The organism is Stenotrophomonas sp. SORGH_AS_0321 (genome assembly GCF_031453215.1).
In the GTDB taxonomy this organism is placed as follows: Bacteria; Pseudomonadota; Gammaproteobacteria; order Xanthomonadales; family Xanthomonadaceae; genus Stenotrophomonas; species Stenotrophomonas chelatiphaga.
In genome coordinates this window covers 2,485,951-2,512,381 of sequence record NZ_JAVIZG010000001.1, presented here as the reverse complement: position 1 = coordinate 2,512,381, position 26,431 = coordinate 2,485,951, and the positions used below count along the sequence as shown (strand labels likewise).

The window sequence follows — 26,431 nt, the reverse complement described above, 5'->3', positions numbered from 1 at the left end:
TACTGGTGGAGAGGGCCGGTGCTGATCTCCGGCTTGCTGGGTGGCACTGATCCAGCGCTTAGACGGTTATGCCGAAGCGCCCCGTCATTACCACCTATGGCAGCCGCGCCCTTGAACTGCGGCATTCCATCTCGCTGCGCATCAGCCTGCGCATTCCTCTCCGTGATCGGTCAGGCGGCCTGCTGCTCCTCGGCGACCTTGTGATACGGGTACTTCGCCGGGAACGCCTTGATGTAGCCGCCGAAGTGCTTGCCCAGCGACTCGGCGCCCTTGAAGGCTTCGAAGTCGGCGGCGGTAAAGTTGCTGTAGTGGTACAGCGAGCCGGGGCCGCGGTTGGCGCCGTATCCCTTGGTGAAGCGGATGGCCAGGGTGTTGGTTTCCGGGTCGTGGCCGATGCTGTGGATCTGCGAGGACACGACGTCCTCCATCTTGATGAGAGGCATGGGTAGCTCCAGGGCGGTGGATGATGGGTGCCGGCGTACAGCTCCTGGCCGGCGGCAGGCGCCTCGCGCTACAGGGGGGAAGCGCGGGGCAGGGGGATCAGGCAGCGAGGTCTTCCTGCTGCTGTTCTTCTTCGGTCTTGCCGGGGGTCAGGGACAGCACGACGTTCTCGCGGATCAGCGCTTCGGTCAGCTCGGCCACTTCGTCCGGATCCACGTTGGCCGAGGCCTTGAACTTCAGCTCGACGCTGCCGCCTTCCTTCGGGGTGATCACGAACTTCTTCAGGGCCACGTCGACCAGGAAGATCGGCTGGGTGTTTTCCAGCTCGCCATCGATCTGCAGCTCGAACCCCTTGAACTGGTGGCCGACCTTCAGCGGCTCCAGGCTCGGGATCTTGATCTCGGTCAGGTGGTCGCCGATGGTCGGCAGCGACTGCTGTTCGCCGCGCACCGGCTTGCGGAACAGGGACTTCCGCAGCTCTTTGTCGAAGTGGTCCAGCGCCGTGTTGCTGGTGCTGGTCACGACGTTGATATCCACTGCCAGCGCACGCTCGTCGCCATGCTTCTCGATGCGCACGTTGACGTTGGTGATGACGGCAGGGTTCTTTGCCAAGTTGAACATTGGGGACCTCGGTCAGTAGTTGCGGGAGGGCGCTGCGTCGTGGCCGGGCGTGGCCGAGTTATCGAGCGTCACCGGCACGCCTTCGCTGACCTGCAGGCGCTGGTCGTCGAACCACTGGCCGTCACGCAGCTTCCCTTCGGCATCCACCGGCGGGACAACGAGCGTCTGGTTGCAGCCGGTCAGGTATTCGACGTGGCCGACGGCGACACCCTTGAAGCCGGTGATGCGGTCGGTGACGGTGGAGCCGAGAATGCGAGCGGTCATCTGAAGCCTCATTGGATTGGCCGACGTGGTCGGCAGGGAGTTACTGCAGGTCGTCCGCCGGCAGAGGCGCGGCAGGATTCGTGGAAGGGGCCAGCAGTGCGGTGAAGTGGCGCCAGGCGCCGAAGGTGCCCCACAGCAGCCAGACCAGCAGCGCGCCGAAGGGGAACCAGATGATCGGGAGGTCCAGGTTGGAGACGACTACCGCGGTCGTCAGGCCGATGGCCAGGCCCAAGGCCAGCAGCGTCAGCACGCCGCAGAAGCGCGCGCGGCTCACGGGAACACCGCCTGCACCACCACGGTGGACACGACGCCGACGATCAGGCCGGCCAGCCCACCCCAGACGAAGAACTCGCGGGACATCTCGCAGGTGGCCTTGGCCAGCTTCTGTTCGAAGGTGCTCATGCGCAGGCTCCTCCCTGCTCGGAGATGGCCAGCGAGACAGATGCTTTGGCCTCGGCGTAGATCCGGGCGCCGCTCTTCTTGCCGGCCAGCACCTGCTGCTTGGCCTTGATGGCAGCATCCATGGCAGCATGCCCAGGCATGCCCATGCGGCGGGCCATGATGTTCACGGCGGCGAAGACACCGTCGGCGCGATCGACGCGCACGGTGCGGCGGAACGGCAGAATGCTGGCGCTCATGCGGCGGTCCTCAGGGTGTGGTTGATCGGGTTAACTGCACGGTTGGCGGCTGTAGGGAGTCGCATCAGGAGGTTTCCTTCTGGACGCGGGCGACGATCCGTGACGTATGCAGGTAGCTCTTGCCGGTCACCTTCGCGATGGCCGAAGCGCTGTATCCAGCTGCCAGCAGCTCGCGCACTCGGCGCTCGAACGTCTCGGATCCACGGCGGAGAGCCTTGCTGCTGGCCATCAGGCGTCACCCCGGACGCGGGCGAGGGCCTTGTTCCGCCTATGGCAGGCATCGGTGAGTCGCTGTTGGATGCGGCGCTGCTTGATCGCCGCGCAGTCGAGATACGCGCGGCTATCGCGATTCTTCATGGCTACGTCGTAGGCGGCATCAGCCTCAATCAGCTCGGCGAAGGCGGCGCGGGCTTCGATGAGGTTCTCAACGTTCCCGGTTTCCCCAGATGCGCGCAGCTCGTCAATCTGCGAATCGATGACGGCCATGGCGCTCATGCCGCGGCCCTCGACAGGGCCCACATGCTGGCGGAATTGCCGGCGCGCAGCTCGGTCACCTTCAGGCCATAGCAGGGCTGCATGGCGGTGGTGCGCAGCGCGCGGTAGCGGGGCTCGTGGCGGGCACGCAGGGTAGGGAAGCGCATTGCCCAGCGCTGGCCGTGCATCAGCACCAGTACGTCGACCTCGCCGTCTTGGATGACGCCGTTGCCTTTGCAGTCGAAGCAGAGGGTGGGAGAGGTGCCGCCGGGCGCGCGCTGCCAGCTGGCGTTGAAGCCGATGGACCCATAGCCGTCGCAGGCCGGGCAGCTGATCAGCGCGTTGGCCGGGTGCTGCGGCAGGTCGCGCTCTGTGCGGGACTCACCAGCACAGCGCAGGTCTGCACGAAGGCCTTGCCAGCCCGATTTCGTGATCGAGCGGGGCAGCAGGGCAGTGATCGGGTTTTGGGCGGTGCGGTCCATGTCGGTCTCCACCGCACCGACGGATGTCGTGGTGCGTTGGACCGAAGTATGCCTATAGGAATCTAACTGTCAATGCCTATAGGAATACGATGCTGCACAAGCCGACGAACGGTAGGTCCGTATTCACGAAATCAGGTACTGAGGCACCTTAACGCCGGGCGTCGCTCGAGATGCGACCGGCCTCATGTTTGATCTCTTCTAGCAGCTCGATCGTCCTTTCCTGCTGGGCGACTGACTTCACCAGCAGGCGCCGGATGGCGAGGATTGCGAAGGGAACGAACATCCAAACGACGATGAAGATGAGCGCGATGATCTGCCACCCGATGCTGCGAGGGTCAAAAAAGTCTTCCATGGTTTCTCCACTGGTGAACTACCTAGGCTGATTAGATCATGCCACCCAGTTGCAGGTTGCCCCACGAACCAGGCCGACCTCCACGAACGGCACGCCGTCATGGATTGCTTCCACGCCTCGTTCCAGCATCGCAAGGAGCTCGGCAAGAGCCTGGTCGTCTAGACATTCCACTACGCCGAATACGTGCATCGTCTCCTGACGCACGAGCCAACCGAGTGAGTACATGGCTTGGAGGTCCTGGATACGCAGCATCAGTGCGTCCCTTTTCGTAGCTGCCTGGGCGCGCTCGGCCACCGGCATGGACATCTCTTCCGCAATCAGGGCTGCGAGTTCGTCACGTAGCAATGGGTTCATCTTCCACCATGGTCAGGATGCTTGCCAAAAGCGCTTGCACGGTCTGAGGCGTGCTCGCGGCGAGTTCCGGATCGTGGGCGTAAAGGGCAGCAATCATCTTTGCTTTCAGGCGTGGGGGCACCGCGCGGCGGCTTTGGGCGACAGCTGCTTCTACGGTTTCGATCAGAGCAGCCAGCTTTCCAGAGTCCAATCCCACAGGCTGAGACGGGCGCGAGTCTCCTTCCAGCTCAAGGTCGCGGCTTACCAGGTCGTCCATCGAGACGCCGAAGTGGCGAGCCAAACCCATGACGGTGGTGTAGCCGGGCTGCTTGGTGCCGCCGTTGATGATCTTGCTGATAGCCGGCTGGCCCACACCAGCGGTCGTGCCTGCGCCCGACTGGCCGGCTTGGCCTCGGGTGGCGGAAAGGAAGCGGAGGTTTTTGACGAGGAAATCCATTTTGGAAGCGTGTCCTTTACCGTTCGTCAGGTCGAATGCCTATAGGAATTGACAGTGTGATTCCTATAGGCATAATCCGACCCATGAACCCTTCCACAGCAATCGAAAGTCTCCGCGTGTCTGGCATGACCGAGCAGGCCATCGGGGCCAAGGTCGGAGTGGGCCAGTCGACCATCAACAAGATCCGCCGTGGGCTGATGCAGCCGACGTATCCCGTCGGTAAAGCGCTGGTCGATCTGGCCACCGCCCTTGATGCCAAGGTGAAACGTGACCAGCGTCGCGGACTCGGCAACCAAAGCATGCGAGTCGCGCCTGGTGAGGTGCCCCGTGCTGCGTAAGTGGTTGGCTGCAATCGTCCGGCGGCCACCGGTTGCTGAGACCGAAAGCCGCCGGTACACCGACGCGGACCTGGACGCAGTGCGTGAGGTCTGGCTGCGGTACTTCAACGGGTGTCCGTTCTCAGCACCGTTGCTCGCAGAAGTTCCTCGTACGCCCGGTGCGATTCGGCGAGTTCGACCCGCCCTGTCATTGAAGCTGCGGCTCGCTGCACTCCGAGTTGCTTCAGAAAGGCGGCGGGCTCGATGAGTCCGGTATCGGCCAGTTGCTTGATCAGTGCCGTAAGCACGTCGAGCGGTAACTGCGGATGCATTTCCATGTCGTCCTCCAAGCGGGCTGTGCGTGTGGTGACCGCAGCTTACCGCTTGGAGGGCGACGCCTTCATTCCCTGAGTTGATGTTGTCCATGGCGCTCATGGTGCGCCGCCATCACCGCCCCGTCTCCAATCGAGTTCTCCGCCCATGAATGTCACTGACGCCGCTTACGACACCGTCCACGAATACCCCGGCGGCAGCGAGCCGCTCGCCCAGCGTATGGGCATGTCCAGCGCGACCCTGCGCGGCAAGGTCAACCCGAACAACGATCGGAATCTTCTCAGCCTGCAGGAAGCGGATGCGCTGATGGGTAAGACCGGCGACTACCGCATCCTGCATGCCATGGCGGCGGAGCACGGCTTCGTCGTGCAGCGGGTTGATGCCCCGAAGTCCGGCAACCTGATCGGGGCGCTGCTCGCAGCCGCATCCGCAAAAGGGGAGCTCTCGCAGCTCATCGCCGACGCGTTGGCTGACGGTAAGGTCAGCGCCAACGAAGCCGACGACATCGGCCGGGCCTGCGCTGCTGTCCAGGCATGGATTGCACAGGTGGGCCAGCACGCCGATGCCGCGTCGGAACGGGGTGGGGCATGAACGCCACAGCGATGGCCATGTTGACCGTACGGCAGCTCTGGCATCTCGCCGGCTGCCTCATGATCCTGCGGGGCCCCTGATGGCACGTATCCGATCCATCAAGCCTGAGTTCTGGTCCAGTGAGCAGGTCATGGAGTGCTCGCCGACATCTCGGCTGCTCTTCATCGGCCTGTGGAACTTCTGCGACGACGCTGGCAACCACGTCGCCAGTGCCAAGACCATCAAGGCGGAAATCTTCCCGGGCGACGACATCTCATCGACGGACGTTCAGCGAATGCTCGACGAGCTGTCGTCGAATTCTCTGATCGCCTTCTACGCCAACGGGGACAAGCAGTATCTGCACGTCACAGGCTGGAAGAAACACCAGAAAATCGACCGTCCGACCTTCAAACACCCCGCATATTCGAGCGATGATCGACGAGGGCTCGACGAGTCCTCACCCCCGGAAGGGAAGGGAGAGGAAGGGAAAGGAGAGGAAAGGAAGAAGAACCCCCCTAACCCCCCGGCTGACGCCGAGGGGAGGAAGCCGACCCGCTCGAAGCGGGAGAAGATCACGTTCCCGGCCTTCGTCGAGGCATGCCGCGAGGCGGGGGAGCGCGCGATCCGTGCTGACGACCCCATCTTCGACTTCGCCGAGGACGCTGGGATCCCGAGGGAGTTCATCGCGCTGGCCTGGCGCGAGTTCGCCCTGCGGCACCGTGACAGCGGCCGGCAGCAGAAGGACTGGCGGGCCCACTTCCGCGATGCCGTGCGCCGGAACTGGTTCAAGCTCTGGTGGTGCCCGGAAGGAGGTGGCTGTGAGCTGACGACCTCGGGCGTCCAAGTCAAGCGAGAGCGCGATGCCGAGCGTGCGCGGGAGCAGGCTGAGCAGGCCGACCAGCAGCGCGGGCAGGAGGCGGCGTGAGCGCGATGCCCGACTACCTCGACGACGCCGCGCAGCTGCGCATGCCGCCGCATTCCGTTCCGGCGGAGCAGTCGGTGATCGGCGCGCTGCTGCTGGTGCCCGCATCGCTGAAGGAGGTCCGCGACCAGCTGGACTCCGAGGACTTCTACCGCCGGGACAACCAGCTGATCTACCAGGGCATCTGCGCGGTCGACGACCTGAAGCGCGAGGTCGACGTGGTGACGGTAGGAGACTGGATCACCGCCAATGTGGAGGTAGGTGCCCAGGAGCTGATCGCCACGGTGTACGACCTGGCCGGCAGCACGCCGTCGGCAGCCAACGTGCGGGCCTATGCCGACATCGTCCGCAACAAGGCGCTGCTGCGGCAGCTGATCAGCACCAGCACCGACATCTCCGACAGCGCTTACAGCGCCAGCGATGACGAGGCCGAAGAGGTCGTGTCGGCGGCTGCCGGCAAGCTGGCCAGCCTGACCGTGCGGTCCAGCGGCAGCGGCGGCCTGATCCTGGTGCGCAGCGGCGTGCAGCGCGCGTGGGAGGAAATGGAATCCCGATATCACGGCGAAGGGCATCTCGGGCTGGCGCCGCGGTGGAGCAGCGTGCGCCGGAAGATCCCGGGGCTGGAGCCGACCGACCTGATGGTGATCGGCGCGCGCCCCTCGATGGGCAAGACCGCGCACGCGCTGAACTGGGCGGAGGACGCCGCTGCGGGCGGCAGGAACGTGGCCTTCTTCAGCCTGGAGATGTCCGCTAGCCAGCTGAGCATGCGCCTGATGGCGGCGCACGCCGGCGTCGACCTGAGCCGGATGCGCGAAAAGGGCGCGCTCACCGATGACGACTGGACGCGGCTGTCCCTGGCTCGCAACTACCTGCACACGCTGCCGCTGGCGATCGACGACTGTGGCTCGCTGTCGGTGGACGCGCTGTCAGCCCGCGCGGCCCGCATGCACGCCAAGGTGCAGGGCGGCTTGGGCCTGATCGTGGTGGACTACCTCCAGCTGCTGACCGGGCAGGCGAGGTCGGAGAACCGCACGGCCGAGGTGTCCTACATCTCGCGAAAGCTCAAGGGCCTGGCCAAGAACCTCAACTGCCCGGTGATAGCGCTCTCCCAGCTCAACCGCGGTCTGGAAAAGAGCAACGACAAGCGCCCCGGCATGGCCGACCTGCGGGAGTCCGGCGCCATCGAGCAGGACGCCGACGTGATCGCCTTCCTCTACCGGGACGACTACTACTCCAAGGACGCGTGCGCAGCGCCGGGGATCTCCGAACTGATCGTGGCCAAGAACCGCCAGGGCGCCACAGGCACCTGCTACCTGCAGCACCGCCTGCAGTGCAGTGCGTTCGACGACTACACCGGCCCGAAGCCCAATTACTCGATCAAGGTTGCCAAGCAGGGCGCATCGGACGACGACTTCGAGGTGCCGCAGCCGCGCCGTCGGTCCCGCCGTGACCTGGCTGCAGGAGATGACGCATGACCCTGACCGCTGCAGCGAGGAAGATCCGCGCCAAGCGCGCGCGCCGGCCGATCTACGCCACATGCATGCGCCTGGCCGACCCGGCCACTGGAGAAGAGCTGGGCTCGTTCGTGCCGCTGCACGACATCGATCGCCGGCTGGCCAAGGAGCGCGGCTACAAGGTCGGGCACGAGTACCGGCTGGAGATCAAGGAGTCACGCAACGCGGCATTCCACCGGCTCGCGCACGCCGTCGGCAACCTGCTGGTGGACAACGTCGAAGCCTTCCGCGACCTAGACGCGCATGCTGCGCTGAAGCGGCTGCAGCTGGAGGCCGGCATCTGCTGCGAGATGGTGGAGATGGACGCTACCCCTGTGATCGCCGCGGTGCTGGACGCCAGCGAGACCCTTCTGGGCGCCGGCGCGCGCAAGGTCCTGGCTGGCGTGCTGCCGGAGATTCACACCATTCCGGTCAAGGTCGCGCAGTCGCTGGCGTTCGATTCGATGGAAGAGGAAGACTTCGGCGCCTTCTTCAAGGGCATCACCGCCTGGATCGGCGAACGCTACGTCCACGTCATGCTGGACGACGTGCGCGCCGAGTTCTGGCAGATGACCGGGAACAACAGGAGAGCCGCGTGAGGAATCTAAGCCTGCGCCTTAGAGAGGAATGCCTCAATAAGACCGACCGCTCTAACTCTGCGCTGCTCCGCGTACTCCAGAAGCTCAACGAATCGATCGGCGTCTTGCGGCATCAAGAGTCCGTCCCTCAACAGGTCTTGAGCTTCCTCGAAGAAGTTGATGGCCGTGAGTATCTCCCCACCAGCGTCAGGCATGAGATGGCACTCGTGCTCAATTGCCCGCATCTCTCTGGATATTGGCGCAGGGGGCATCGGTACGATGACGCTACCTGTACGTTGGACCCTCGCGTGATTGAGCTGGGCGGAGATGCCCTTCTGGAAACGCCTGACGGCCCTGTGGGCCCTCGTGTAGCGCATGTTGGCCTCTGCCCGCTCCTGCTTGTCCGCTACTTTCTTCGCGGCAGATCTTTCGCTAGAGGCGATTGTGATCGCCGCAACAATGGCGGCGACGCTTCCAACCGCTTGAACCCACGCGGCTTGAGCCTCCGGCTCGAGCGCGCACCATCCAATCCATTCACAGACCATGCCACGTCCTCCCTGTCGTTGCTGCGGATGATGGGTCGGGCGTTCTACTTCCGCAAGGGTTCTCCCTCGGAGTGCTGCTGATGCGCCGCGCGATCAAGGCTGCGACCAAGGCGGAGCAGGCGTACCAAGACGCGGCCCGCGCACTCGGCTGCGTGATCTGCCGCTGGCGGCATGCCGCCGGGCTGCAGCGCGGCATTGGGTGCGGCCCCACCCGGATCCACCACCGGAACACTGGCGACCTGCACGGCCAGAAGCAGATCGGCCAGCACGCAGTGGTCGCCATCGGCGACTGGCACCACCAGGGCATACCGCTGCCAGGTCGCACTGGCCGGCAGATGTACGCCATCTACGGGCCCAGCTTCCAAGAGCAGGCCCGCGAGTTCCGCACCTGGACGCAGGAGGTGCTGCCCGGCATGGGGCGCGGCACCGAAGCGTGGCAGGCATACCAAGACCAACTTCTTCAGCAGACCGCCCCGAAGGACGAAGCAGCATGAACGACGAACAGCGATACGCCACCGCCCACGACCAAGGCCGCGCCGCGCGCCGCAGCGGGAAACCGCGCAGCGCCAACCCCTACACGGGCCACACCAAACTGGTGCGGGACCTGCACGAGCAGCACGACCTCGGCTGGATCGCCCAGGACGCCGAGAACCGGGCCGCGCGCCAGAGGGCAGCATGAGCGCGCTCCGGCTGACCTTTGGCATCGACCCCGGCCTGCATGGCGCGGTGGTAACCCTGCTGGATGGGGTGCCCGGACCGATGATCGACATGCCCACCGTGGATGTCGGCGGCTGGGAAGAGATCGACTCGCGCGCGGTGGTGGTGTTCATCCGTGAGCAGCGAGCCGCGCACCCGGGCGCCTACGTGTCGGCCTGCATCGAGAAGGTCGGCGCTCGGCCCACCGATGGCGGCACCAGCGCCTTCCGGTTCGGCCAGACCGCCGGCAAGCTGCAGGCGATCCTTGAGGTGCTGGGCATCCCCGCAACCCGCGTAACGCCGGTGGTGTGGAAGCGCCACTTCGGCCTGCTCAAGCAGGAGAAGGACGCCGCCCGGGTGATGGCCATCGCCCGCTTCCCGGCCGGCGCGCGGATGCTGGCGCGGAAGAAGGACAGCGACCGCGCCGATGCCCTGCTGATCGCCCTTTGGTGGGACCAGCAGCACAGCATGGAACAGGCCGCTTGACCTCGGCCGACATCTCCGACGTGCGCCTGGCGAAGCGGTACCGGGCGCACCTGCGGCGATACGGCCGCTGCGCGGCCTGCCGGTTCCGGGAAAAGACCGACGGCACCTACCACTGCCAGCGGCGACCGGAGCGGCAGGGCACCTGCGACACCGACGGCATCCTGCCGGCGTTTCGATTCGACGAAGAAGTACTTGAGGGGATGCGTGATGCGCCATGAGGACGAACTGACAAAGCAGCTGCGGCGGTGGGGCCATGCCCAGGTGAACCGGTTCGCCCTGAGCCGTGCCGACCGGAGCGTGCATGTCCTGGACAAGGTGCGCGACCACGCCCCGCTGACCCGGGAGCGCGCGCTGCAGGATCTTGTGGGTCGAGATGGGGCTGAGCGCCGCCGCTTCATGGCTGCCCACAGCGGGGTGCAGGGGATGCGCATGTTGCCGCTCTGGGCGGTGGACCCGATCCGGGCGTCCAACGACGCCGACCACCCGCATGACAACCCTGAGATCGCGGTCGATGTCGGGATCCCGGACGACCTGCGCTGGGTGGACCGGGCGCTGGCGTCGATGGCCAGGCAGTACCCGCTGCGGGAGCTGATCCTGCGCACCGAGTTCACGGTGTCCGCCAGCCAAGCGGTGAAGGCCCGTATGGTGGCTGAGAAGTACGGCGGCACTCTGTCGGTCTGGCAGTACCGGCGCGAGCTGCAGCGCGGGGTAGACTTCATGGGCGGCAGGATCGCCGCGTAACGGATGGAACCCGTATGGCTCACTTTGGTTGGTTGAACGACATTCCTGATGAACAGTGGGGCGTGATTGGCGGTGGCCACTTCAAGACCTTCGGTCTTCAGGACTTCTTGGAACGCAGTGAGGGCACGATGCCCGAGTTGCTGGCGTTCGACTCTTGGGGTGTTGGTCAGCCGAGGTCGTATCGGGCCGAGATTCCCGAAATGCTCAACGACGCGGCTCCTATCGTGATGGTGGTCTGGCCGAGCATTTGACAAGTTGCACAGAGCTATGCCCTAATTCTGCAACTGTCAAGAATTGTCCCTGAAGCCCCGGCCCTGCGCTGGGGCTTCTGCGTTTCCGGGACCCCTTCCTCCGATCGACCACCGCGCCGAACAGCCCCCGCATTCGCCGTGAGGCGATGGGGCCTGGCGCTCAATCGCACCGGGCGGTGTGTGCGGCTGCTCCATGAGGCAGCCAGCGCCTAGCCAGCGGTGGTGATCGGACCATCTACGCCCGCAGCCCCCCGGACCAACCACATCGAGCTGAGAAACCCGGTCGAGGGGCGGGCACCTGTTGCAGCGTGGAGAAGAGGCATCTCGCCGGGCTCATAACCCGGAGGTCGCCCGTTCGAATCGGGCCGCTGCTACCACCATGAAAAGTGAGCCGCTATGAGCCAGTTCGACCAGATCATCAACCGGGTGCTGGCTCATGAAGGCGGCTACGTCAACGACCCACGTGATCCAGGTGGTGAGACCCAGTGGGGCATCAGCAAGCGCTCCTATCCCACTCTCAACATCCGGACGCTTACGCGCGCTGCCGCGGTGGAGATCTATCGCCGCGACTTCTGGCAGCGGGTCCAGGGCGACCGGCTCCCGCGCGCCTTTGCCTTCCAAGGCTTGGATGCAGCGGTGAACCACGGCATCGGAAACGCGGTGCGCTGGCTGCAGCGCGCGGCCGGCGTCGCTGACGACGGAGTGATCGGCCCCCGCACGCTCGCCGCGGTGGCTGCGCAGGACCCGGCCGACCTGGTGCTGCTGTTCAACGCCGAGCGCCTGGAGTTCTACGCCAAGCTGGGTACGTTCGACACCTTCGGGCGCGGCTGGACGCGCAGGGTGGCCGGCAACCTGCGTTACGCGGCACAGGACAACTGACCTATGAGCGCGAGCAACGGTCGGACCCTGCTCGGCGGCATCAGCCTTGCTGGTGTGCTTGCTGCCATCGCGCTGTTGTCGGCGCACTCCACGGATATCGAATGGCTGTTCGCCTACGTGCAGCGCCTCACGGCCACCGCGCCCATGGGTTTCTGGACAGTGGTGCTGGGGGTGCTGATCGGCTGGGTGGTGATCATCCGCATCAACACCATTCCCGGCGAGTGGTTGCCGATGACGCGCCGTGGCCAGATGGCTGTGGCGCAGATGGCAGGATCGGTCGTCACCTTCTCAGTGATCTTCCTGTGGTGGAACAACCATGTCAGCACGCTGGTCGCGCTCCTGTTCGGCCTTGCCGCACCGCTGAGCCTGTCCTGTGTGCTGGCCATCCTTGAACTCGTGCCGTGCCGTATGGCACGGCGCCTGGCCGCTGAGGTCAGGGGCGACACGCAGGTGACCAAGTAATGCCCTTCGCAGATGACGCCGAGTACCAGGAAGCCCGCCGCGAGGCCGAGATGAAAGCAGTTGAGATGCTGAAGGCGTGCTTCGGCCGGCGGCTGGAGCAACCCAAGACCGACGGCGATGGGCGGACGTGGATCGGCTTCGGCCGCAACCTATTCCGCCGACGGCAGAGCCAGGCAGCTGCCGATCTTGACCTCAGCGAGGACGTCGCCGCCACCTACCAGGTGCTGGAGCGCCGACTGCTGCAGATGACGTTCAAGTCGCCGACCACGCTGATGAAGGTCCCATCGCTGGTGGTGATCGCCGACCTGGTTGGCCCGGAGGCCATCCGCGACTGCGAACCGCTCTGGGCGGCGATCGCGGCAGGGGAGTGGACACGGGTAGGCGCCATCCTCCTGGCATTCGACTGGCGCGCGTACCGCGCTGCCGGCCAACACTCGCTGGATCAGGAGGCAATCAACATGCGGATCATCGAGCTTTCCATGGGTGGCCGGCTTTGAACCGCGCCCTCATCGCCGTAGCCCTTGGCATCGCACTGTTCGCTGGTGGGTTCGGAGCCGGATGGGCATGGCGTGGTGATCGTGCTGAAAGGGACGATGCAAAGCACACCGCAACCAACGCGCGTGGAGAGGTCCAGGTTGTCAACCAAGCCCGCACGACCGAGCGCCAACTGGCCGATACCCTGGCCACCATCGGAGCAAAGCATGAAGAAGACCGCGCTGCGGCCCCGGCCGTCGCTGATGCTGTTGTGGCTGACCTGCGCTCTGGCGCTCTCCGCCTGCGCAACGACCTCGCCGCGTGCCACACCGATCGCCTGTCCCAGGCTGCCGCCAGCGCCGGCGAGCGTAATGCGGCCTCCGACTTCGGAAGCACGCTTGCGGGCCCTGCTGTTCGAATCGGCCGAGACGCCGACGACCAGCTCCGTTCCTGCCAAGCCGTCGTTGCCGCTGACCGTGCCGAGGTGAGCCCATGAGCACCACCGCCCACGATGTGATCGTGCAGCTGGCGAAGGATCTCACTCAGCAGCAGTCGACCCAGTTGGCTCAGGATCTGCGGGCAGCGTTCCCGCACAAGCGGGTGGTGGTCCTTCCACCGGGAGTGGTGGTGAGCCACAGCGAACAGCTGGACCGCATCGAGCAGAAGCTGGACACCCTGATAGCGGCGCTTGCCGATGAGCAGGATGACCAGGAAGAGCAGCACCACATCGTGACGCTGGACGGCGAGACCATCGCTGCCGACGACCGCGACCAGACGCAGAGCCTCAGCTGATGCCACGTGTCACTACCCTGGCACCGCGCATCGCCTGCGCACCCAGCCGCCTGAAGCCCTCCACCCCGGTGGTCCCCACCTATGGGCAGGGGAGAGGTGGGAGGCCCTGGCGCCGGAAGCGTGATGCGGTGCTGCTGAGGGACAAGTACCTGTGCCAGTGCGAGGGCTGCCAAGCCGGTGGCCGGCTCCCCCTGCTGGCTGACGAGGTGGACCACATCGTTCCTGTGGCAGAGGGCGGCACGGACGAGCTGTCGAACCTGCGCGCCATCAACCGCGACTGCCACAAGGTGAAGACGCAGGAAGAGGCACGACGCGGTGCGGCACGACGCTGAACGGCCCGGCCGTGGAACGCGAACGAATCGCATCGACGATCCACGGGCGCACCAGACCGGGGGGGAGGGGGCAGAACTTCAGACCCTTACCGACGGACACCCGCCGCCCACTCATTCAGAGGTTTTTTTCTCAGCCGAGATTTCAGGCTGAAGGCCATTTATGCGCAAAAACACGAAATCGGGCCGGCCAGCGTTCAAGGCGACGGCGGTGCAGCGGCGCCTGGTCACCAATGCGGCTGCCAGCGGCATGTCCCATCAGGAGATCTCGATCGCGCTGGGCGTCTCGCGCAATACGCTGGAGAAGTACTTCGAGAAGGAGATTTCCACCGCGGCACTGCGCCGGCGCATGGAGGTGATGGACGCCATGGCGAGGACGGCACTTAAGGGCAACGTGGCAGCCCAGAAGGCGTTCCTTGCCCAGACGCCTACGCTGGCTGCGCCGCCGGTGCCGCAGGAGAAGCCGGTGGGTAAAAAGGAGCAGGCCAACGCCGAGGCAGTGGGCGCGCAGGCCGGAACCGAGTGGGAGGACCTGCTGGACGACAAGGTGACCCCGATCCGCCGGGCCAACAGCTGATGGCATGGGACCTCTCGTGCCGCGACTGGTGGGAGCGCCTGCAGGCCGGCCAGCTGCCGGTGGGCAACCTGCCGCTGTGGACCCCGCAGGCTGAGCGAGCGGCCAACATCCTCGGCCGGCTGCGGCTGGCGGACGTCCCGGGCACGCCCACGTTGGCAGAGGCCGGCGGCGAGTGGTTCCAGGACGTGACGCGCTGCATGTTCGGCTCGGTGGACCCGGCGACGGGCGACCGGCAGATACGCGACCTGTTCGCCCTGGTGCCGAAGAAGAACGCGAAGACCACGTTCGGCGCGCTGGGCATGGTGACCGCCACGCTGCTGAACAAGCGGCCCCGGGCGACCTTCATCATGACCGCGCCGGTGCAGGACACCGCGCAGCTGGCGTTCGACGCTGCTGCCGGTGCGATCGAGCTGGATCCGGTGCTCAACGCGAAGTTCCACATCCGGCACCACCTGAAGACGATCATCCATCGCGAGACGAAGGCCTCGCTGGAGATCATGACGTTCGATCCGTCGGTGCTGACCGGCGTCAAGGTGTCGGGCGGGGCGCTGATCGATGAGCTGCACGAGTGCGCAAAGAAGGCCAAGGCGTCCAAGGCGCTGCGCCAGATCCGCGGCGGCATGGTGCCGTTCCCGGAAGCGTTCCTGTGGTTCATTACCACGCAGAGCGATGAGCAGCCGGTGGGCGTGTTCGCCGACGAGTTGCAGAAGGCGCGGGACATCCGCGACGGCAAGCGCGTCGGCAAGATGCTGCCAGTGCTGTTCGAGTTCCCCCAGGAGCTGCAGGAGTCGAAGGACCAGCAGTGGAAAGACCCGAAGCTGTGGCCGCTGCTGAACCCCAACATCGGCCGTGCCATGACGCTGGAGCGCATGGTCGAAGAGTACGAAGACGCCGTCGGCACCAGTGAGGCGGAGCTGCGGAGCTGGGCATCGCAGCACCTCAACGTGCAGATCGGCGTGGCGCTGCATCAGGGCAGCTGGGCGGGTGCTGAGTTCTGGGAAGCGCAGGCGGACAAGCGGCTGACGCTGGAGGGCATGATCCGGCGCTGCGACGCCATCACCGTCGGGATCGATGGCGGTGGCCTGGACGACCTCCTGGGCCTGTCGTTCTGCGGCCGGGACAAGTACACGAAGCGGAAGCTGCTGCTGAGCCGCGCCTTCGCTCACCCGAAGGCACTGAAGCGGCGTAAGAGCGAGGAAGCCCGCTACGAGGACTTCATCGCCGACGGCCATCTGATGGTCGGCAGCGAAGCGGAGGAAGGTGCTACGGACCTGCGCGACATGGCCAAGATGGTGAAGCAGGTTGCCAAGGCCAGGCTGCTGGCCGGCATCGGCGTAGACCCCTCGGGGCTGGGCACCGTGCTGGACGCGCTGGCCACCGAGAAGATCGATGCGGACCTGATCACCGGCATCCGCCAGGGCTGGCAGCTGACCGGCACCTGCAAGGTGTTCGAGCGCTGGCTGGCGGACGGTGTCCTGACGCATGACGGCTCGAGGCTGATGGACTGGTGCGTCGGCAACGCAAAGGTGGAGGCGTCGAAGAACGCGCTCTACGTGACCAAGGCAGCCAGCGGCACCGGAAAGATCGACCCCTTGATGGCGGCTATGAACGCGGTGGAGCTGATGTCGCGCAACCCCGAGCCGCAGAACAAGAAACTCGTCCTCATGACCTTGGGTGGAAGCCGATGAAGAACGAAAACCGCGCCTACAGCTTGCTGGAGGTGAAGAACTACGACGACGACCAGCAGGTGATTACCGGCTGGGCGACCACGCCGGAGCCTGACCGCTACGGCGATGTGGTCGAGCCGCTGGGCGCGAAGTTCGCCGCCGAGCTGCCGCTGCTCTGGCAGCACCGGCATGACAGCCCGGTGGGCATTGTGAAGTTCGGCAAGCCCACGAAGGACGGCATCCCCTTCACCGCCAGCGTCGCGAAGATCAGCACGCCCGGCGCGCTGAAGGACATGTGCGATCTGGCCTGGCAGTCGGTCAAGGAAAAGCTGGTGCGCGGCGTGTCGATCGGCTTCCGCGCGCTGGAGTACAGCTACATGGACGGCGGTGGCATCCGCTTCACCGAGTCCGAGATCTACGAGCTGTCCCTGGTCACCATCCCGGCCAACGCCGCGGCGACCATCCAGAGCATCAAGGCCATGGACACCAGCGGCACGCGCCGCTCCGTGAACTACGGCGTTCCCCTCATCCAGCGCCAGGCGGTACCGGTCGCGCGACCGGCCGGCGGCGCGGTGAAGTTGTTGAGCTGAGTTAACGGGCCGCATGGCCCTGCGGGGTGGAACCCGCCTCCCATCATTTGCAGGCACTGCCCGGCGTGGAAACCGGGCCGAACGGCTGCGCCACAAAGGAAACCAGATGAAGACCATCGCAGAACAGCTGGAAGCGCTCCGCGCAACCCGTGAAGCGCACCAGAAGAAGCTGGGCGAGATTGCCCAGAAGTCCATGGACGAGAGCCGTTCCTTCAACACGGCAGAGCAGGAAGAGTTCGACGACATCGAAGGCCAGATCAAGGCTCTCGACGGTGATATTGATCGCCTGACCCGCCTGCAGGCAGTGCAGGCCAAGTCCGCGGTGCCGGCGGCGCAGATCGTGAAGGAGCACGGTTCGGCCAACGTCGGCGGCCGCGCCCTTGACGCGGTGCAGGTCAAGAACACCCAGAAGCTGGAAAAGGGCATCGAGTTCGCTCGTTACGCCATGTGCCAGCTGAAGGCGAAGGGCAATCCGGAACTGGCCTTCCGCCTGGCGGAAAAGCATTACCCGGAGAGCGAGCGGGTCGTGAACACCCTGAAGGCGCAGGCCGAAGGTGCGGACCTGGGCAACATCATGAAGGCGGTTGTCGAGGCCGGTACCACCCTCGATGCGACCTTCGCCTCGCCCCTGGTGGACTACCAGACCTTCGCCGGTGACTTCGTCGAGTTCCAGCGTCCGCAGTCGATCATCGGCCAGTTTGGCCAGGGCGGCGTGCCTGGTCTGAACCCGATCCCCTTCAATGTCCGCATCGGCGGCCAGACCAGTGGCGGCAGCGCCAGCTGGGTGGGTGAGGGCAATCCCAAGCCGCTTACCGCATTCGACTTCAATGCGGTCGAGCTGCGCTGGGCCAAGGTTGCCGCGATCTCGGTGCTCACCAACGAGCTGATCCGCTTCTCCAGCCCGTCGGCAGAGCGCTTGGTTCGCGACGCTCTGGCTGCCGCAGTCAACGAGCGCCTGGACATCGATTTCATCGATCCGGCGAAGGCTGCGGTCGCGAACGTCTCGCCTGCGTCGATCACCAACGGCGCGACGGCGGTTGCGTCGAGCGGTTCGGATGCCGACGCCATCCGCAACGATGTGAAGCGTCTGTGGGCCCCGTTCATCGCTGCACGCAACCCCCCGCGCAGCGCGGTGTACCTCATGGACAGCACCACGGCGCTGGCCGTCAGCCTCATGCAGAACCCGCTCGGCCAGTCCGAGTTCCCCGGCCTGACCATGAACGGCGGCACCTTCATGGGCGTCCCGGTGATCGTGTCCGACTACATCCCGGCGGGCGTGGTGGTGCTGGTGAACGCGCGTGACATCTGGCTGGCTGACGATGGCCAGGTCACCGTCGATGCGTCGCAGGAAGCCTCGCTGCAGATGCTGGACAACCCGACCAACAACTCGGCCTCCGGCACCGCCACCTCCATGGTGTCGATGTTCCAGACGAACAGCACCGCGTTCCGCGCCGAGCGTTACATCAACTGGCAGCGTCGTCGCGCGTCGGGCGTGGCGTACCTGACCGGCGTGGCCTGGGGCGAAGCGACTGACCCGGGCGCCGGTGGCTGATAGCCAGCGGCAGAAATAGGCGGGGCTTCGGCCCCGCCTCCTACGGCATCAGTGAGGTTCCCATGAGCAAGGTTGAGATCGAGAAGCGCGGCCGGGTGGCGCGGGTCCATACGCGTGTGGCCGACATGCTGGTGCAGCGCTTTGGCTACCAGCGGCGCGACATGCAGGCGCAGGCTGCCGCCGCACTGCCGGCAGACAGCCAGGCGCTCGAAGCCAAGCGCGCGGCAGCACAGGCGAAGCGTGACGCTGCAGCAGCAGCCAAGGCAGCGGCGCAGGACGCGCCCAAGGACGCGACGAAGAACGCAGCCAAGAAGGCTGCGAAGAAGGCAGCATCGAAGACCGCAGCATCCACGCCCGCGCCTGACAAGGACGCATCCGAATGACTGGTTTCTCGCCCCGTGAGCTGGCCATCGAGGCCGGCGTGCGCAAGTACGGCACCGACTACCTGAAATCGCTGTCTCCGGTAGATGCTGGCCCGGGGCGAGATGGCTGGCGGCCGCTGGTGCGTGAGCCGTTCAGCGGCGCGTGGCAGCGGAACATGGAGGAGCGCCCAGAGTCCGTTCTTACCTATCCGACGCTCTACGCCTGCCTGAACCGCATCAACAGCGATATCGGCAAGCTGCCGTTCGTGCTGAAGATCGAAGGCGCTGACGGAATCTGGCGGGTGGACACCGCGAACACGGCCTTCTGGCCGGTGCTGCGCAAGCCCAATGCTTACCAGACGTCCCAGCAGTTCCGTGAAGCGTGGATCCTGTCGAAGCTGACCCAGGGCAACACATACGTCCTGAAGGGCCGCGACGAGCGCAACGTGGTCACGCGCCTGTGGGTGCTGGACCCCAACCGCGTGCAGCCGATGGTGTCGGACAGCGGCGACGTCTTCTACCAGGTCAATTACGGCAGCGGTAACAACCTGCTGCCGGAGAAGTACCCGGGTGACCAGCTGATCATCCCGGCCAGCGAGATCATCCACGACCGGATGAACTGCTTCCACCACCAGCTGATCGGTGTGCCGCCGCTGTGCGCAGCCAACTGGGCGGCGGTGAAGAACCTCAAGATCCTGAAGGATTCCACCACCTTCTTCTCCAACGGCGCCAACCCTGGCGGCATCCTGACCGCGCCGGCGGGCATGTCCGATGAGGACGCGCAGCAGGTGAAGGACTACTGGAACACCGAGTTCAAGGGTAGCAACGCCGGCAACGTCGCGGTGGTCGGCGCGGACATGAAGTTCACCTCGTTTGCCTTCAAGGCTGCCGACTCGCAGCTGGTTGAGCAGATGCGGTATTCGGACGAGCAGGTGTGCCAGCCGTTCGGCATTCCGCCCTTCAAGGTGGGCATCGGCAGCGTTCCCGCCGGCACGAAGCCGGACGAAGTGAACCAGATGTACTACTCGGATGCTCTGCAGGCCCACATCGAGGCGATGGAAAACCTGCTGGACGAGGGGTTGGGCATCAGCCGACCGCGCGGCGTCGAGCTCGACCTGGAACCGCTCCTGCGCATGGACGTCGGCAAGCAGGCGCAGGTGGAAAGCACGCTGGTCGATGGCGAGATCAAGACCAGCAACGAGGCTCGCAAGGTATTCGGCCTGCCGCCTATCGAGGGCGGCGACACCATCTACAAGCAGCAGCAGGACTACCCCATCTCCGAGATCCGGAACAACAAGCTGCCGCCCACCGCGGCGGCTGACCCGGTGGCGGAGCCGGAGGTGGTCGATCCGCCGCCTGATGACAGCGAAGAAAGGCGCGCGCTGGAGCAGGAGATCTTCATGTTGAGGGCCCTCGAGGCCGCACGAGCCGAGGTGTTCCGCAATGACTGATCCCAACGAGTTCGGCAAGCACATCGGCGCGCTGATCCGCGAGGCCACGGCCGCGCTGCGCCGGGAACTGGAAGAGCTGAAGGCACGACCGTTGCAGAAGGGCGAGGCCGGTAACGATGCGGAACCGGTCGACCTGGAGTGCCTTGCCGACCTGGTGGTCGAGAAGCTGCTGGGTTCGCCGCGGTTGATCACCTTGCTGGACGTGGCCACGACCGACGCGGTTTCGAAGCACTTCGAAGCCAACCCGGTGCAGCACGGCCGCGACGCGGACCCGGTTGCGATCGACACGGCGGTCAAGGCCGCTGTGGCCGCTCTGCCGGCGCCGAAGGACGGTCAGGACGCCCCGGCGATCACCGACGAGCAGCTGGCGGCGCAGGTGGCCAAGCATCTGGCCGCCAACCCGCCGCAGGCTGGCGCCGACGGCGTGGGCCTGGCCGGGGCGATGATCGATCGCGGCGGCGAGCTGGTGATTACCACGACCAAGGGTGAGCCGATCAGGCTGGGCAAGGTCGTCGGTGAGGATGGCCAGAACGGCCTCAGCTTCGACACGGCATCCGGTGAGTACGACGCCGAGCGCGGCTTCGTTATCACTCTGGGTGCTGGTGAGCGCCGCGCCGAGCTGGTGCTGCCGTACATGGTGCATCGCGGGTTCTGGCGCGAAGGGCTGGGCACGAAGTCCGGACAATCTGTCACCCACGACGGCGCGCTCTGGATCGCCAAGCGCGACAACGCGTCCAAGCCGTGCCTGGAGAACGATCAGGACTGGATCCTCGGCGCCCGCAAGGGCAGGGACGGCAAGGACGGCAAGAACGTCAAGGTGCCGGCCGAGCCGGTGAAGCTGGGAGGCGGCAATGCATAGTTTCGTCACCCCGGACGACGCGCGCGAGCAGCTGCGCATCGACAGCGATGCCGATGACCGCTGGCTGGCGATCTGGATCCCGGCCGTGTCCACCTCCATCGCGGCCTGGCTCAAGCAGGAATGGCGCCTGTACCTGCTGCAACGCGATGCGGTAGGGGAGGTCGTGCTGGACGATGCAGGCGTGCCCGTGCCGGTCGAGGACGACGCCGGCAAGCCTATCGTGCATCCGGCGGTGGTCGCAGCCACGCTCCTGGAGCTGGCATCGCAGTACCGGTACCGGGAGAGGCGAGGGCGACAACGTGGTGCCTTCCGATGCCGGCCATGGCTACGTCCTTTCCAAGGCGGCAACGGCGCAGCTGGTCGCGCTGCGTCGGTCGACGGTGGCCTGATGAGCAACGTACCCGCAGGAGATCTCCGCCACCGCGTGCTGATCCAGCAGCAGGTGACCACCCGCGACGACGACGGCGTGCAGACCACCAACTGGGTGGACGTGGCCACGGTATGGGCCAGCGTCGAGCCGCTGTCGGCACGCGAGTTCATCCAGTCCGGACAGACCCAGGCGGCGGTGACCGCGCGCATCACCATCCGTTACCGCGCCGGCCTGCTGCCGAGCATGCGCCTGGTGCACCGCGGCCAGACCTACAACATCGCCGGCCTGCTGCCTGACAAGGCGTCGGGGCTGGAATACATCACGATCCCGGTCTCCGCCGGCGTCAACGACGGGCGGTAGCGCATGAAGGTGGAAATGAAGATCAATGGGGTGGACGGCCTGCTGGCCACCCTGCAGGCGCTGCCGCCGGAGGTCGTCAGCAAGCGCGGCGGGCCGGTGAAGCTGGCGCTGGCCAAGGGCGCGCGCATGCTGCGCGACCAGGCCAAGGAGAACTTTCGGCGCTCAGCGGCTGTTGGCGGCGCGGACAGCACCGACACCACGGTCAACAACATCATCGCCAGCCGCGGCAAGGCGCCTACCGGTACGAAGGGTGAGCGTCAGCTGGTGCGGGTCAAGCGGAAGGTCTTCATCAACGCGCACGGCGCCAAGACGACGACACGCAAGGCCGCGCAGCTGATGGAGTGGGGTTCATCGACACAGGCAGCGATTCCGTGGCTGAGGCCCGCTGTGCGCCGGCGTGGCAGCCAGATCATCGACACGATGACCGAGGACCTGCTGAAGCGGGTGGAGCTGATCACCAAGCGCCTGGCAGCCAAGAACGGGGGTAAGCGCTGATGTTCCCCAAGGTCTACAGGACCATCCGCACGCCTGCGGTCATCGCGCTGGTTGGCGACCGCGTCAGTGGCCACGGCAAGGCGCCGCAGACGGATCCCCGTCCCTACATCACCTGGCAGATCGTCACCGGCGATCCCTACGGCAACCTCAGCAGTGCGCCGGGCGGCGACTTCACCACGGTGCAGATCGACTGCTACCACAAGGATGAGGCGGGCGCGCAGGCGCTCGCGCTGGCCGTGCGGGACGCGCTGGACGCGGAGCTGATCGTCAACCGTGTCGCGATCGACATGATCGATTCGGACACCGAGCTGTACCGGGTCGGACTGGAAGCCGACTTCATCGACCAGCGCTGAGCCGCTGAAACCATCACCAACCACGCACTGCCGCCCTCGCGCGGCTTCAAGAGAGGATCCAGCCATGACCGAGGGCGTCGTCAAGACCCAGGGCACCCATCTGTTCTTCGTCGACCCGAATGCGGCCGGCGGACCTGAAATCGTGAAGTTCGCCTGCCCGACCGGTGCATCCGGCCTCGGCGGCGCTGCCGATCAGATCGAGGACACCTGCCTCGATGCGACGGTCGACAAAACCTACCAGCGCGGCCTCGGCACGCCCGGCCAGGTAAGCATCCCGTTCAACTACATCCCCAGCTCGGCATCGCATGCCGCGCTGTTTGAGCTGAAGGACACCGGCGAGAACGTGGACTGGTACATCGGCCTCAGTGATGGCACCGCCGCGCCGACGCTCGTAGACGATGCGCTGGTGCCGCCGCTGGCCAGTGCACGCTCCGGCTTCAAGTTCCAGGGCTACGTGGCTGATTACAACATCGACATCGCCACCAATGAGATCGTCCGCGGCACCGTCACCGTGCAGCGCAGCGGCCCGGTCCTCCGCTACGGCAAACCCCTGACCTAAAGCAGCGGCAACGGCTGTGGCTTGAAACTGGGTCGGCATGTGGCGCTGTCAGGCCGTGGCGCCACGCCGACCCCCAACTCTTCGAGAACGGGCATGAATGACGCGAACAACGCAGCCGTCGTGCTGCTGGACGACTCCCTTTTCATCAGCGACCGGGTCCACGTGAAGGACGTGGAGCTGCCCGACGGGAAGCAGCACAAGTTCCACTTCCGCGAGCTGCCGGCGGCAGAGTTCCATGCCTTCATCAGCGCGCAGCGCGACGAGAGCGCTGAGCGCCAGGCTGACTCGTGGCCGCGGCTGATCGCGAAAGCGGTCGTCGATCCCGATGGCAAGCTGGTGCTGTCGCTGGACCGGGCGCGTGCCCTGAAGTTCCCCGTGCAGGCCGCCCTGGTGAACGCGATCCGCGAGGTGAACAGTTACCAGGGAAAGGCGACCTCGCCCGACGAGGCAGCGCCGAGTGGTTCCGATACCAGCTCGCTCTGAGCCTGGGCAAGAGCGTCGCGGAAATCGATGCGCTGGGCGAAGTGGAGCTGGCCGGCTGGCGTGCTTTCTTCGAGCTCTACCCGTTCGACGACCTGCATCGCTTCCATCGGCCCGCTTCAGCAATCGCCGGCTCCTTCGGCGCTAAGCCGGAGCAGATCCTGAAATACCTCTCGCCCGACCCAATCGACTCTGCACTGAGCGACGCCGATCGCGACGTTGCCACGGCGCTGGGCTTCACCTCCTGACGGGATAAACCATGTCAACCGCCGGTTCCATTGTTGTTGATCTGCTGATGCGAACCGGGTCCTTCGAGACCGACGCTGACCGCGCTACCAAGCAAGTGAAGAAGCTGGGGAAGGACTCCAGCGATAGTGCGGCGCAGGTGGGCGCCGCCTTCGGCAAGATTGGTGGCGTCGTGGCCGGTGGCCTGACCGTGGCAACGGTGGCGGTGGTCAACTGGACTCGGCAGCTGGTGGTCGCTTCCGCCGAGGTAGAGAAGCTGTCGCGCCTGTCCGGCACCAGCGAGCAGACCTTCCAGCGCCTGGCCGCCGGCGCCAGCACCGTGGGCATCCAGCAGGACAAGCTGGGCGACATCTTCAAGGACACCCAGGACAAGCTGGGCGATTTCCTGAGCACCGGCGGCGGTGCGATGAAGGACTTCTTCGAGCAGATCGCGCCGCGCGTCAATCTGACCGCCGATGCCTTCCGGAACCTCAGCGGCCCCGAGGTCCTGCAGAAGTACTACAAGGCGCTGGAGGATGCCGGTGCGTCGCAAGCGGACATGGTCTTCTACATGGAGGCCATCGCCAGCGACTCGGCGATGCTAGCGCCCCTGCTGGCGAACAACGGGGAGGGCTTCCGTAAGTGGGGCGCGGAGGCGGAGCGCGTGGGGGCGATCCTCGACGGGCCGACCATCGCCGCGATGAAGGAGGTGAAGGAGCAGTCCAACCAGATGGATCTGGCGTTCCAAGGGCTGCGCACCGAGGTGGCCACCCAATTGCTGCCGCAGTTCCGGGATCTCGTTCAGCTGCTGGGCGCTGAGGACACGAAGCGTGCCTTCACCAGCATTGCCGGATTCGCGGCGGACATTGCAGGCGAGATGGCAAATGGGGTCGTGCAGATCGCCAGCTTCATCGCCAGGTTCCGCGAGATGCGGAGGCTTGACGGCGCCGGAGATGCCGATCTGGCTGGCGCCTCCGAGGATGCGCTGAATCAGAAGATCGGCGAGCTGGGCGCAGTGCGTCGGGCGATGCTGGCTGCAGAAGGCGACAACGAGCGAACGGCGAAGGAATCCCAGAGGCTGATGCTGGAGATGCAACGCGTCCAGCGAGAGCTGACCCGTCGCTACAAGGCTGAAAACGCAGCCGAGAACTTCAAGGGCGTCACTGGGAGCGTTGACAGCACCGGTCGAATCATCAAGCCGCAGGAAGCTGGCAGCTTTCGCGCCACTGCGGCCGCGGACAAGGACAAGACGGGCGAGAACGCTGCCAAGCGGCTGGCAGAGGCACTGAAGTCAGCCAATCAGCAGTTGGAGCGGCAGATCGCGCTATATGGTGATGCGTCGGAGCTGTCCCGGGTCACCTACGAGATCCAGTTCGGCGGTCTGAAAGGAATCGATGACGCGTCCCAGTCTGCGCTGCGGTCCGGTGCGTCGCTGTTGGACATGCTCGGCAACATCGACGAGGCCGAGGCCATCATGGCCGAGGATGCTCAGCGCTTCGCCGACGCGTTCCGCAGCCTTCTCGGGCAGGACGACGACTCCACGGTGGCGAACTACTTCGATCAAATGTCCACCTACGCCGACCAGGCTGCGCGCAACATGCAGGACTCGTTTGCCGATTTCCTCTTTGATCCCTTCGCGGAGGGCCTTGGGGGCATGGTTGAGGGCGCAGCCAATGCGATGCGGCGAATTGCTGCCGAGTTCGCCGCGTCCCAGGCATTCGAAGCGCTTGGCCGGTGGGCTTCGACCTACAGCGGGGCCGGCAGCAGCTGGATCAATTCCATCGGCGGGGCGATCGCTGGTAAAGGCGGCCGTGCCGGCGGTGGTCCGGTTTCCGAGAACGGGATGTACCGGGTGGGTGAGGGCGGGATGCCTGAGCTGTTCCACCAGGGCGGCAAGACGTTCCTGATCCCCGGCGATGCCGGCACCGTTCGTCCGGTCACTGCCCGCCTTGGGGGCGACGCTCCGCCTGCGTTTGGTGGTGCAGGCGGCATGCGTGCCACCGTCAACATCGATAACCAGAGCGGCGCCCAGTTCGATATGAAGGCGGAGGACATTCGATTCGACGCCGGCGAGTGGGTCATCAACATGGTTGCGCGCGACCTGGCCACCGGCGGCAATACCTTCAAGGCGCTGCAGCAGACAACTGGCGTACAGCGGCGGGGTAACGTCAATGGCTGAAATCTATCCCTGGCCCCGCACCAGCATCCCGTGTCCGCTGGTGGAGGGCTATGTCGATGCCGGCGACGATGGTGTGATCCGCACCACGGTGCAGTCCGGTCCACAGCGCGCACGCCCGCGTGTAAGCGCTGTGTCGGCTCAGGTGACGGCGGTGGTCATGGTCCGTCGCGCAGGTATGCAGGTGCTGGAGGACTTCTACTTCCTGACGCTCCGCCGCGTAGGCCGCTTCTACTGGCGTGACTTCCGGAAGCCGGCAGCAGACGACAACGTCGCCGTGTACCGGTTCGCAGCCCGACCCAGCTACGCGCCGACATCCTCGCCAGAGTTCTGGAAAGCCACCCTGCAGCTGGAGCGACTGACCACCGTGAACGGACACTTCCTCCTGGACTTCTACGACGAAACGACCTGGCCGACGACCTGAC

Annotated in this window: 46 protein-coding genes and 1 tRNA gene; 32 read left to right on the top strand and 15 right to left on the bottom strand. The window is 65.6% G+C overall.

Annotated elements, in window-relative coordinates; translation table 11 throughout:
• Window positions 1–170 precede the first annotated feature (170 nt).
• The 12 genes from QE373_RS11175 to QE373_RS11120 all read right to left on the bottom strand — a co-directional run bounded on the left by QE373_RS11175 (window position 171) and on the right by QE373_RS11120 (window position 4,062).
• Entirely contained in the window at window positions 171–443 is a 273-nt protein-coding gene (locus QE373_RS11175; RefSeq protein ID WP_309686498.1) for a KTSC domain-containing protein, read from the bottom strand.
• 97 nt (window positions 444–540) lie between these two features.
• Entirely contained in the window at window positions 541–1,053 is a 513-nt protein-coding gene (locus QE373_RS11170; protein WP_309686496.1) for a hypothetical protein, read from the bottom strand.
• 21 nt (window positions 1,054–1,074) lie between these two features.
• A complete protein-coding gene (locus tag QE373_RS11165) occupies window positions 1,075–1,326 on the bottom strand; it encodes a hypothetical protein (protein WP_309686494.1) in 252 nt (83 codons plus the stop codon).
• Between the two features lie 40 nt (window positions 1,327–1,366).
• Complete coding sequence (locus QE373_RS11160) at window positions 1,367–1,600, bottom strand: hypothetical protein (protein ID WP_309686491.1); 234 nt, start codon at window positions 1,598–1,600, stop codon at window positions 1,367–1,369.
• Window positions 1,597–1,728, bottom strand: coding sequence for a hypothetical protein (locus QE373_RS11155; protein ID WP_309686488.1), 132 nt, complete (start codon window positions 1,726–1,728; stop codon window positions 1,597–1,599). The genes QE373_RS11160 and QE373_RS11155 overlap by 4 nt, the downstream gene beginning before the upstream one ends.
• Window positions 1,725–1,964 carry a hypothetical protein gene (locus tag QE373_RS11150; RefSeq protein WP_309686485.1) on the bottom strand — a complete coding sequence of 80 codons (240 nt, stop codon included), beginning with the start codon at window positions 1,962–1,964 and terminating at the stop codon, window positions 1,725–1,727. Before QE373_RS11150 ends, QE373_RS11155 begins: the two co-directional genes overlap by 4 nt.
• 64 nt (window positions 1,965–2,028) lie before the next feature.
• Window positions 2,029–2,193 carry a hypothetical protein gene (locus QE373_RS11145; RefSeq protein ID WP_309686480.1) on the bottom strand — a complete coding sequence of 55 codons (165 nt, stop codon included), beginning with the start codon at window positions 2,191–2,193 and terminating at the stop codon, window positions 2,029–2,031.
• A complete protein-coding gene (locus tag QE373_RS11140; RefSeq protein WP_309686477.1) occupies window positions 2,193–2,459 on the bottom strand; it encodes a hypothetical protein in 267 nt (88 codons plus the stop codon). The genes QE373_RS11145 and QE373_RS11140 overlap by 1 nt, the downstream gene beginning before the upstream one ends.
• The gene (locus tag QE373_RS11135) at window positions 2,456–2,920 is read right to left on the bottom strand and encodes a hypothetical protein (RefSeq protein ID WP_309686474.1); all 465 of its coding nucleotides are present in this window, start codon (window positions 2,918–2,920) and stop codon (window positions 2,456–2,458) included. The genes QE373_RS11140 and QE373_RS11135 overlap by 4 nt, the downstream gene beginning before the upstream one ends.
• A 148-nt stretch (window positions 2,921–3,068) precedes the next feature.
• Entirely contained in the window at window positions 3,069–3,272 is a 204-nt protein-coding gene (locus tag QE373_RS11130; RefSeq protein WP_309686472.1) for a hypothetical protein, read from the bottom strand.
• A 36-nt stretch (window positions 3,273–3,308) separates the two neighbouring features.
• Window positions 3,309–3,626 (bottom strand): hypothetical protein, encoded by a 318-nt coding sequence (locus tag QE373_RS11125; protein WP_309686470.1) that lies wholly within the window; start codon window positions 3,624–3,626, stop codon window positions 3,309–3,311.
• Window positions 3,607–4,062 carry a helix-turn-helix transcriptional regulator gene (locus QE373_RS11120; protein WP_309686467.1) on the bottom strand — a complete coding sequence of 152 codons (456 nt, stop codon included), beginning with the start codon at window positions 4,060–4,062 and terminating at the stop codon, window positions 3,607–3,609. Before QE373_RS11120 ends, QE373_RS11125 begins: the two co-directional genes overlap by 20 nt.
• 83 nt (window positions 4,063–4,145) lie before the next feature.
• Between QE373_RS11120 and QE373_RS11115 the strand changes: the two genes are divergently transcribed.
• Window positions 4,146–4,400, top strand: coding sequence for a helix-turn-helix transcriptional regulator (locus QE373_RS11115; RefSeq protein ID WP_309686466.1), 255 nt, complete (start codon window positions 4,146–4,148; stop codon window positions 4,398–4,400).
• Between the two features lie 104 nt (window positions 4,401–4,504).
• Here QE373_RS11115 and QE373_RS11110 read toward each other — a convergent pair whose 3' ends face one another.
• Window positions 4,505–4,717 (bottom strand): hypothetical protein, encoded by a 213-nt coding sequence (locus QE373_RS11110; RefSeq protein WP_309686463.1) that lies wholly within the window; start codon window positions 4,715–4,717, stop codon window positions 4,505–4,507.
• A gap of 142 nt (window positions 4,718–4,859) precedes the next feature.
• On the opposite strand from QE373_RS11110, the gene QE373_RS11105 reads away from it, so the two are divergent.
• The 4 genes from QE373_RS11105 (at window position 4,860) to QE373_RS11090 (ending at window position 8,296) form a co-directional block, all read left to right on the top strand.
• Window positions 4,860–5,303 carry a phage regulatory CII family protein gene (locus QE373_RS11105; RefSeq protein WP_309686461.1) on the top strand — a complete coding sequence of 148 codons (444 nt, stop codon included), beginning with the start codon at window positions 4,860–4,862 and terminating at the stop codon, window positions 5,301–5,303.
• 79 nt (window positions 5,304–5,382) lie between these two features.
• A complete protein-coding gene (locus QE373_RS11100; RefSeq protein WP_309686458.1) occupies window positions 5,383–6,207 on the top strand; it encodes a hypothetical protein in 825 nt (274 codons plus the stop codon).
• A gap of 5 nt (window positions 6,208–6,212) precedes the next feature.
• Window positions 6,213–7,679 carry a replicative DNA helicase gene (gene dnaB, locus QE373_RS11095; protein WP_309689712.1) on the top strand — a complete coding sequence of 489 codons (1,467 nt, stop codon included), beginning with the start codon at window positions 6,213–6,215 and terminating at the stop codon, window positions 7,677–7,679.
• Window positions 7,676–8,296, top strand: coding sequence for a hypothetical protein (locus QE373_RS11090; RefSeq protein WP_309686456.1), 621 nt, complete (start codon window positions 7,676–7,678; stop codon window positions 8,294–8,296). Before dnaB ends, QE373_RS11090 begins: the two co-directional genes overlap by 4 nt.
• A gap of 5 nt (window positions 8,297–8,301) precedes the next feature.
• Here the strand turns inward: QE373_RS11090 and QE373_RS11085 are convergent, their stop codons facing one another.
• Entirely contained in the window at window positions 8,302–8,820 is a 519-nt protein-coding gene (locus QE373_RS11085; RefSeq protein WP_309686454.1) for a hypothetical protein, read from the bottom strand.
• A gap of 80 nt (window positions 8,821–8,900) precedes the next feature.
• On the opposite strand from QE373_RS11085, the gene QE373_RS11080 reads away from it, so the two are divergent.
• From QE373_RS11080 to QE373_RS11035, 10 genes are all read left to right on the top strand, one after another.
• On the top strand, window positions 8,901–9,314 hold the full coding sequence (locus tag QE373_RS11080) for a hypothetical protein (RefSeq protein WP_309686452.1): 414 nt from the start codon (window positions 8,901–8,903) through the stop codon (window positions 9,312–9,314).
• Window positions 9,311–9,499 carry a hypothetical protein gene (locus QE373_RS11075; RefSeq protein ID WP_309686450.1) on the top strand — a complete coding sequence of 63 codons (189 nt, stop codon included), beginning with the start codon at window positions 9,311–9,313 and terminating at the stop codon, window positions 9,497–9,499. The genes QE373_RS11080 and QE373_RS11075 overlap by 4 nt, the downstream gene beginning before the upstream one ends.
• A complete protein-coding gene (locus QE373_RS11070; RefSeq protein WP_309686447.1) occupies window positions 9,496–10,002 on the top strand; it encodes a hypothetical protein in 507 nt (168 codons plus the stop codon). Before QE373_RS11075 ends, QE373_RS11070 begins: the two co-directional genes overlap by 4 nt.
• Window positions 9,999–10,220: a hypothetical protein gene (locus QE373_RS11065; protein WP_309686444.1), complete on the top strand. Its 222-nt coding sequence runs from the start codon at window positions 9,999–10,001 to the stop codon at window positions 10,218–10,220. Before QE373_RS11070 ends, QE373_RS11065 begins: the two co-directional genes overlap by 4 nt.
• A complete protein-coding gene (locus QE373_RS11060; RefSeq protein ID WP_309686442.1) occupies window positions 10,210–10,743 on the top strand; it encodes a hypothetical protein in 534 nt (177 codons plus the stop codon). Before QE373_RS11065 ends, QE373_RS11060 begins: the two co-directional genes overlap by 11 nt.
• Before the next feature lie 32 nt (window positions 10,744–10,775).
• Window positions 10,776–10,994, top strand: coding sequence for a hypothetical protein (locus QE373_RS11055; RefSeq protein ID WP_309686440.1), 219 nt, complete (start codon window positions 10,776–10,778; stop codon window positions 10,992–10,994).
• Window positions 10,995–11,296: 302 nt separating this feature from the next.
• Window positions 11,297–11,371, top strand: a tRNA-Met gene (locus QE373_RS11050).
• Between the two features lie 19 nt (window positions 11,372–11,390).
• On the top strand, window positions 11,391–11,873 hold the full coding sequence (locus QE373_RS11045; RefSeq protein ID WP_309686437.1) for a glycosyl hydrolase 108 family protein: 483 nt from the start codon (window positions 11,391–11,393) through the stop codon (window positions 11,871–11,873).
• Between the two features lie 3 nt (window positions 11,874–11,876).
• The gene (locus QE373_RS11040) at window positions 11,877–12,335 is read left to right on the top strand and encodes a hypothetical protein (protein ID WP_309686434.1); all 459 of its coding nucleotides are present in this window, start codon (window positions 11,877–11,879) and stop codon (window positions 12,333–12,335) included.
• Window positions 12,335–12,832 carry a hypothetical protein gene (locus QE373_RS11035; protein WP_309686431.1) on the top strand — a complete coding sequence of 166 codons (498 nt, stop codon included), beginning with the start codon at window positions 12,335–12,337 and terminating at the stop codon, window positions 12,830–12,832. Before QE373_RS11040 ends, QE373_RS11035 begins: the two co-directional genes overlap by 1 nt.
• Here QE373_RS11035 and QE373_RS11030 read toward each other — a convergent pair.
• Window positions 12,778–13,266, bottom strand: coding sequence for a hypothetical protein (locus QE373_RS11030; protein ID WP_309686429.1), 489 nt, complete (start codon window positions 13,264–13,266; stop codon window positions 12,778–12,780). The genes QE373_RS11035 and QE373_RS11030 overlap by 55 nt on opposite strands.
• Window positions 13,267–13,301: 35 nt before the next feature.
• On the opposite strand from QE373_RS11030, the gene QE373_RS11025 reads away from it, so the two are divergent.
• The 17 genes from QE373_RS11025 (at window position 13,302) to QE373_RS10945 (ending at window position 26,430) form a co-directional block, all read left to right on the top strand.
• A complete protein-coding gene (locus QE373_RS11025) occupies window positions 13,302–13,601 on the top strand; it encodes a hypothetical protein (RefSeq protein ID WP_309686426.1) in 300 nt (99 codons plus the stop codon).
• Window positions 13,601–13,933 carry an HNH endonuclease signature motif containing protein gene (locus QE373_RS11020; RefSeq protein ID WP_309686424.1) on the top strand — a complete coding sequence of 111 codons (333 nt, stop codon included), beginning with the start codon at window positions 13,601–13,603 and terminating at the stop codon, window positions 13,931–13,933. The genes QE373_RS11025 and QE373_RS11020 overlap by 1 nt, the downstream gene beginning before the upstream one ends.
• Before the next feature lie 160 nt (window positions 13,934–14,093).
• Complete coding sequence (locus QE373_RS11015; RefSeq protein ID WP_309686422.1) at window positions 14,094–14,507, top strand: hypothetical protein; 414 nt, start codon at window positions 14,094–14,096, stop codon at window positions 14,505–14,507.
• Between the two features lie 59 nt (window positions 14,508–14,566).
• Window positions 14,567–16,195 (top strand): terminase TerL endonuclease subunit, encoded by a 1,629-nt coding sequence (locus tag QE373_RS11010; protein WP_309686419.1) that lies wholly within the window; start codon window positions 14,567–14,569, stop codon window positions 16,193–16,195.
• A complete protein-coding gene (locus QE373_RS11005; protein ID WP_309686416.1) occupies window positions 16,192–16,764 on the top strand; it encodes an HK97 family phage prohead protease in 573 nt (190 codons plus the stop codon). The genes QE373_RS11010 and QE373_RS11005 overlap by 4 nt, the downstream gene beginning before the upstream one ends.
• A 106-nt stretch (window positions 16,765–16,870) precedes the next feature.
• Complete coding sequence (locus QE373_RS11000) at window positions 16,871–18,316, top strand: phage major capsid protein (protein WP_309686413.1); 1,446 nt, start codon at window positions 16,871–16,873, stop codon at window positions 18,314–18,316.
• 62 nt (window positions 18,317–18,378) lie between these two features.
• A complete protein-coding gene (locus QE373_RS10995; protein WP_309686410.1) occupies window positions 18,379–18,699 on the top strand; it encodes a hypothetical protein in 321 nt (106 codons plus the stop codon).
• Window positions 18,696–20,129, top strand: coding sequence for a phage portal protein (locus tag QE373_RS10990; RefSeq protein WP_309686406.1), 1,434 nt, complete (start codon window positions 18,696–18,698; stop codon window positions 20,127–20,129). Before QE373_RS10995 ends, QE373_RS10990 begins: the two co-directional genes overlap by 4 nt.
• On the top strand, window positions 20,122–20,988 hold the full coding sequence (locus QE373_RS10985) for a hypothetical protein (protein WP_309686403.1): 867 nt from the start codon (window positions 20,122–20,124) through the stop codon (window positions 20,986–20,988). Before QE373_RS10990 ends, QE373_RS10985 begins: the two co-directional genes overlap by 8 nt.
• A complete protein-coding gene (locus QE373_RS10980; RefSeq protein ID WP_309686399.1) occupies window positions 20,981–21,718 on the top strand; it encodes a phage head closure protein in 738 nt (245 codons plus the stop codon). The genes QE373_RS10985 and QE373_RS10980 overlap by 8 nt, the downstream gene beginning before the upstream one ends.
• A 30-nt stretch (window positions 21,719–21,748) precedes the next feature.
• The gene (locus tag QE373_RS10975; RefSeq protein ID WP_309686396.1) at window positions 21,749–22,213 is read left to right on the top strand and encodes a hypothetical protein; all 465 of its coding nucleotides are present in this window, start codon (window positions 21,749–21,751) and stop codon (window positions 22,211–22,213) included.
• On the top strand, window positions 22,213–22,566 hold the full coding sequence (locus QE373_RS10970) for a DUF3168 domain-containing protein (protein WP_309686393.1): 354 nt from the start codon (window positions 22,213–22,215) through the stop codon (window positions 22,564–22,566). Before QE373_RS10975 ends, QE373_RS10970 begins: the two co-directional genes overlap by 1 nt.
• A 64-nt stretch (window positions 22,567–22,630) precedes the next feature.
• A complete protein-coding gene (locus QE373_RS10965; RefSeq protein WP_309686391.1) occupies window positions 22,631–23,125 on the top strand; it encodes a phage tail tube protein in 495 nt (164 codons plus the stop codon).
• Window positions 23,126–23,218: 93 nt separating this feature from the next.
• A complete protein-coding gene (locus QE373_RS10960) occupies window positions 23,219–23,608 on the top strand; it encodes a hypothetical protein (protein WP_309686387.1) in 390 nt (129 codons plus the stop codon).
• A 41-nt stretch (window positions 23,609–23,649) separates the two neighbouring features.
• Window positions 23,650–23,853, top strand: a complete 204-nt coding sequence (locus QE373_RS10955) for a hypothetical protein (RefSeq protein ID WP_309686385.1) — start codon at window positions 23,650–23,652, stop codon at window positions 23,851–23,853.
• 11 nt (window positions 23,854–23,864) lie between these two features.
• Window positions 23,865–26,009, top strand: a complete 2,145-nt coding sequence (locus tag QE373_RS10950; RefSeq protein ID WP_309686382.1) for a hypothetical protein — start codon at window positions 23,865–23,867, stop codon at window positions 26,007–26,009.
• Complete coding sequence (locus tag QE373_RS10945; protein ID WP_309686379.1) at window positions 26,002–26,430, top strand: hypothetical protein; 429 nt, start codon at window positions 26,002–26,004, stop codon at window positions 26,428–26,430. Before QE373_RS10950 ends, QE373_RS10945 begins: the two co-directional genes overlap by 8 nt.
• Window position 26,431: the final 1 nt, after the last annotated feature.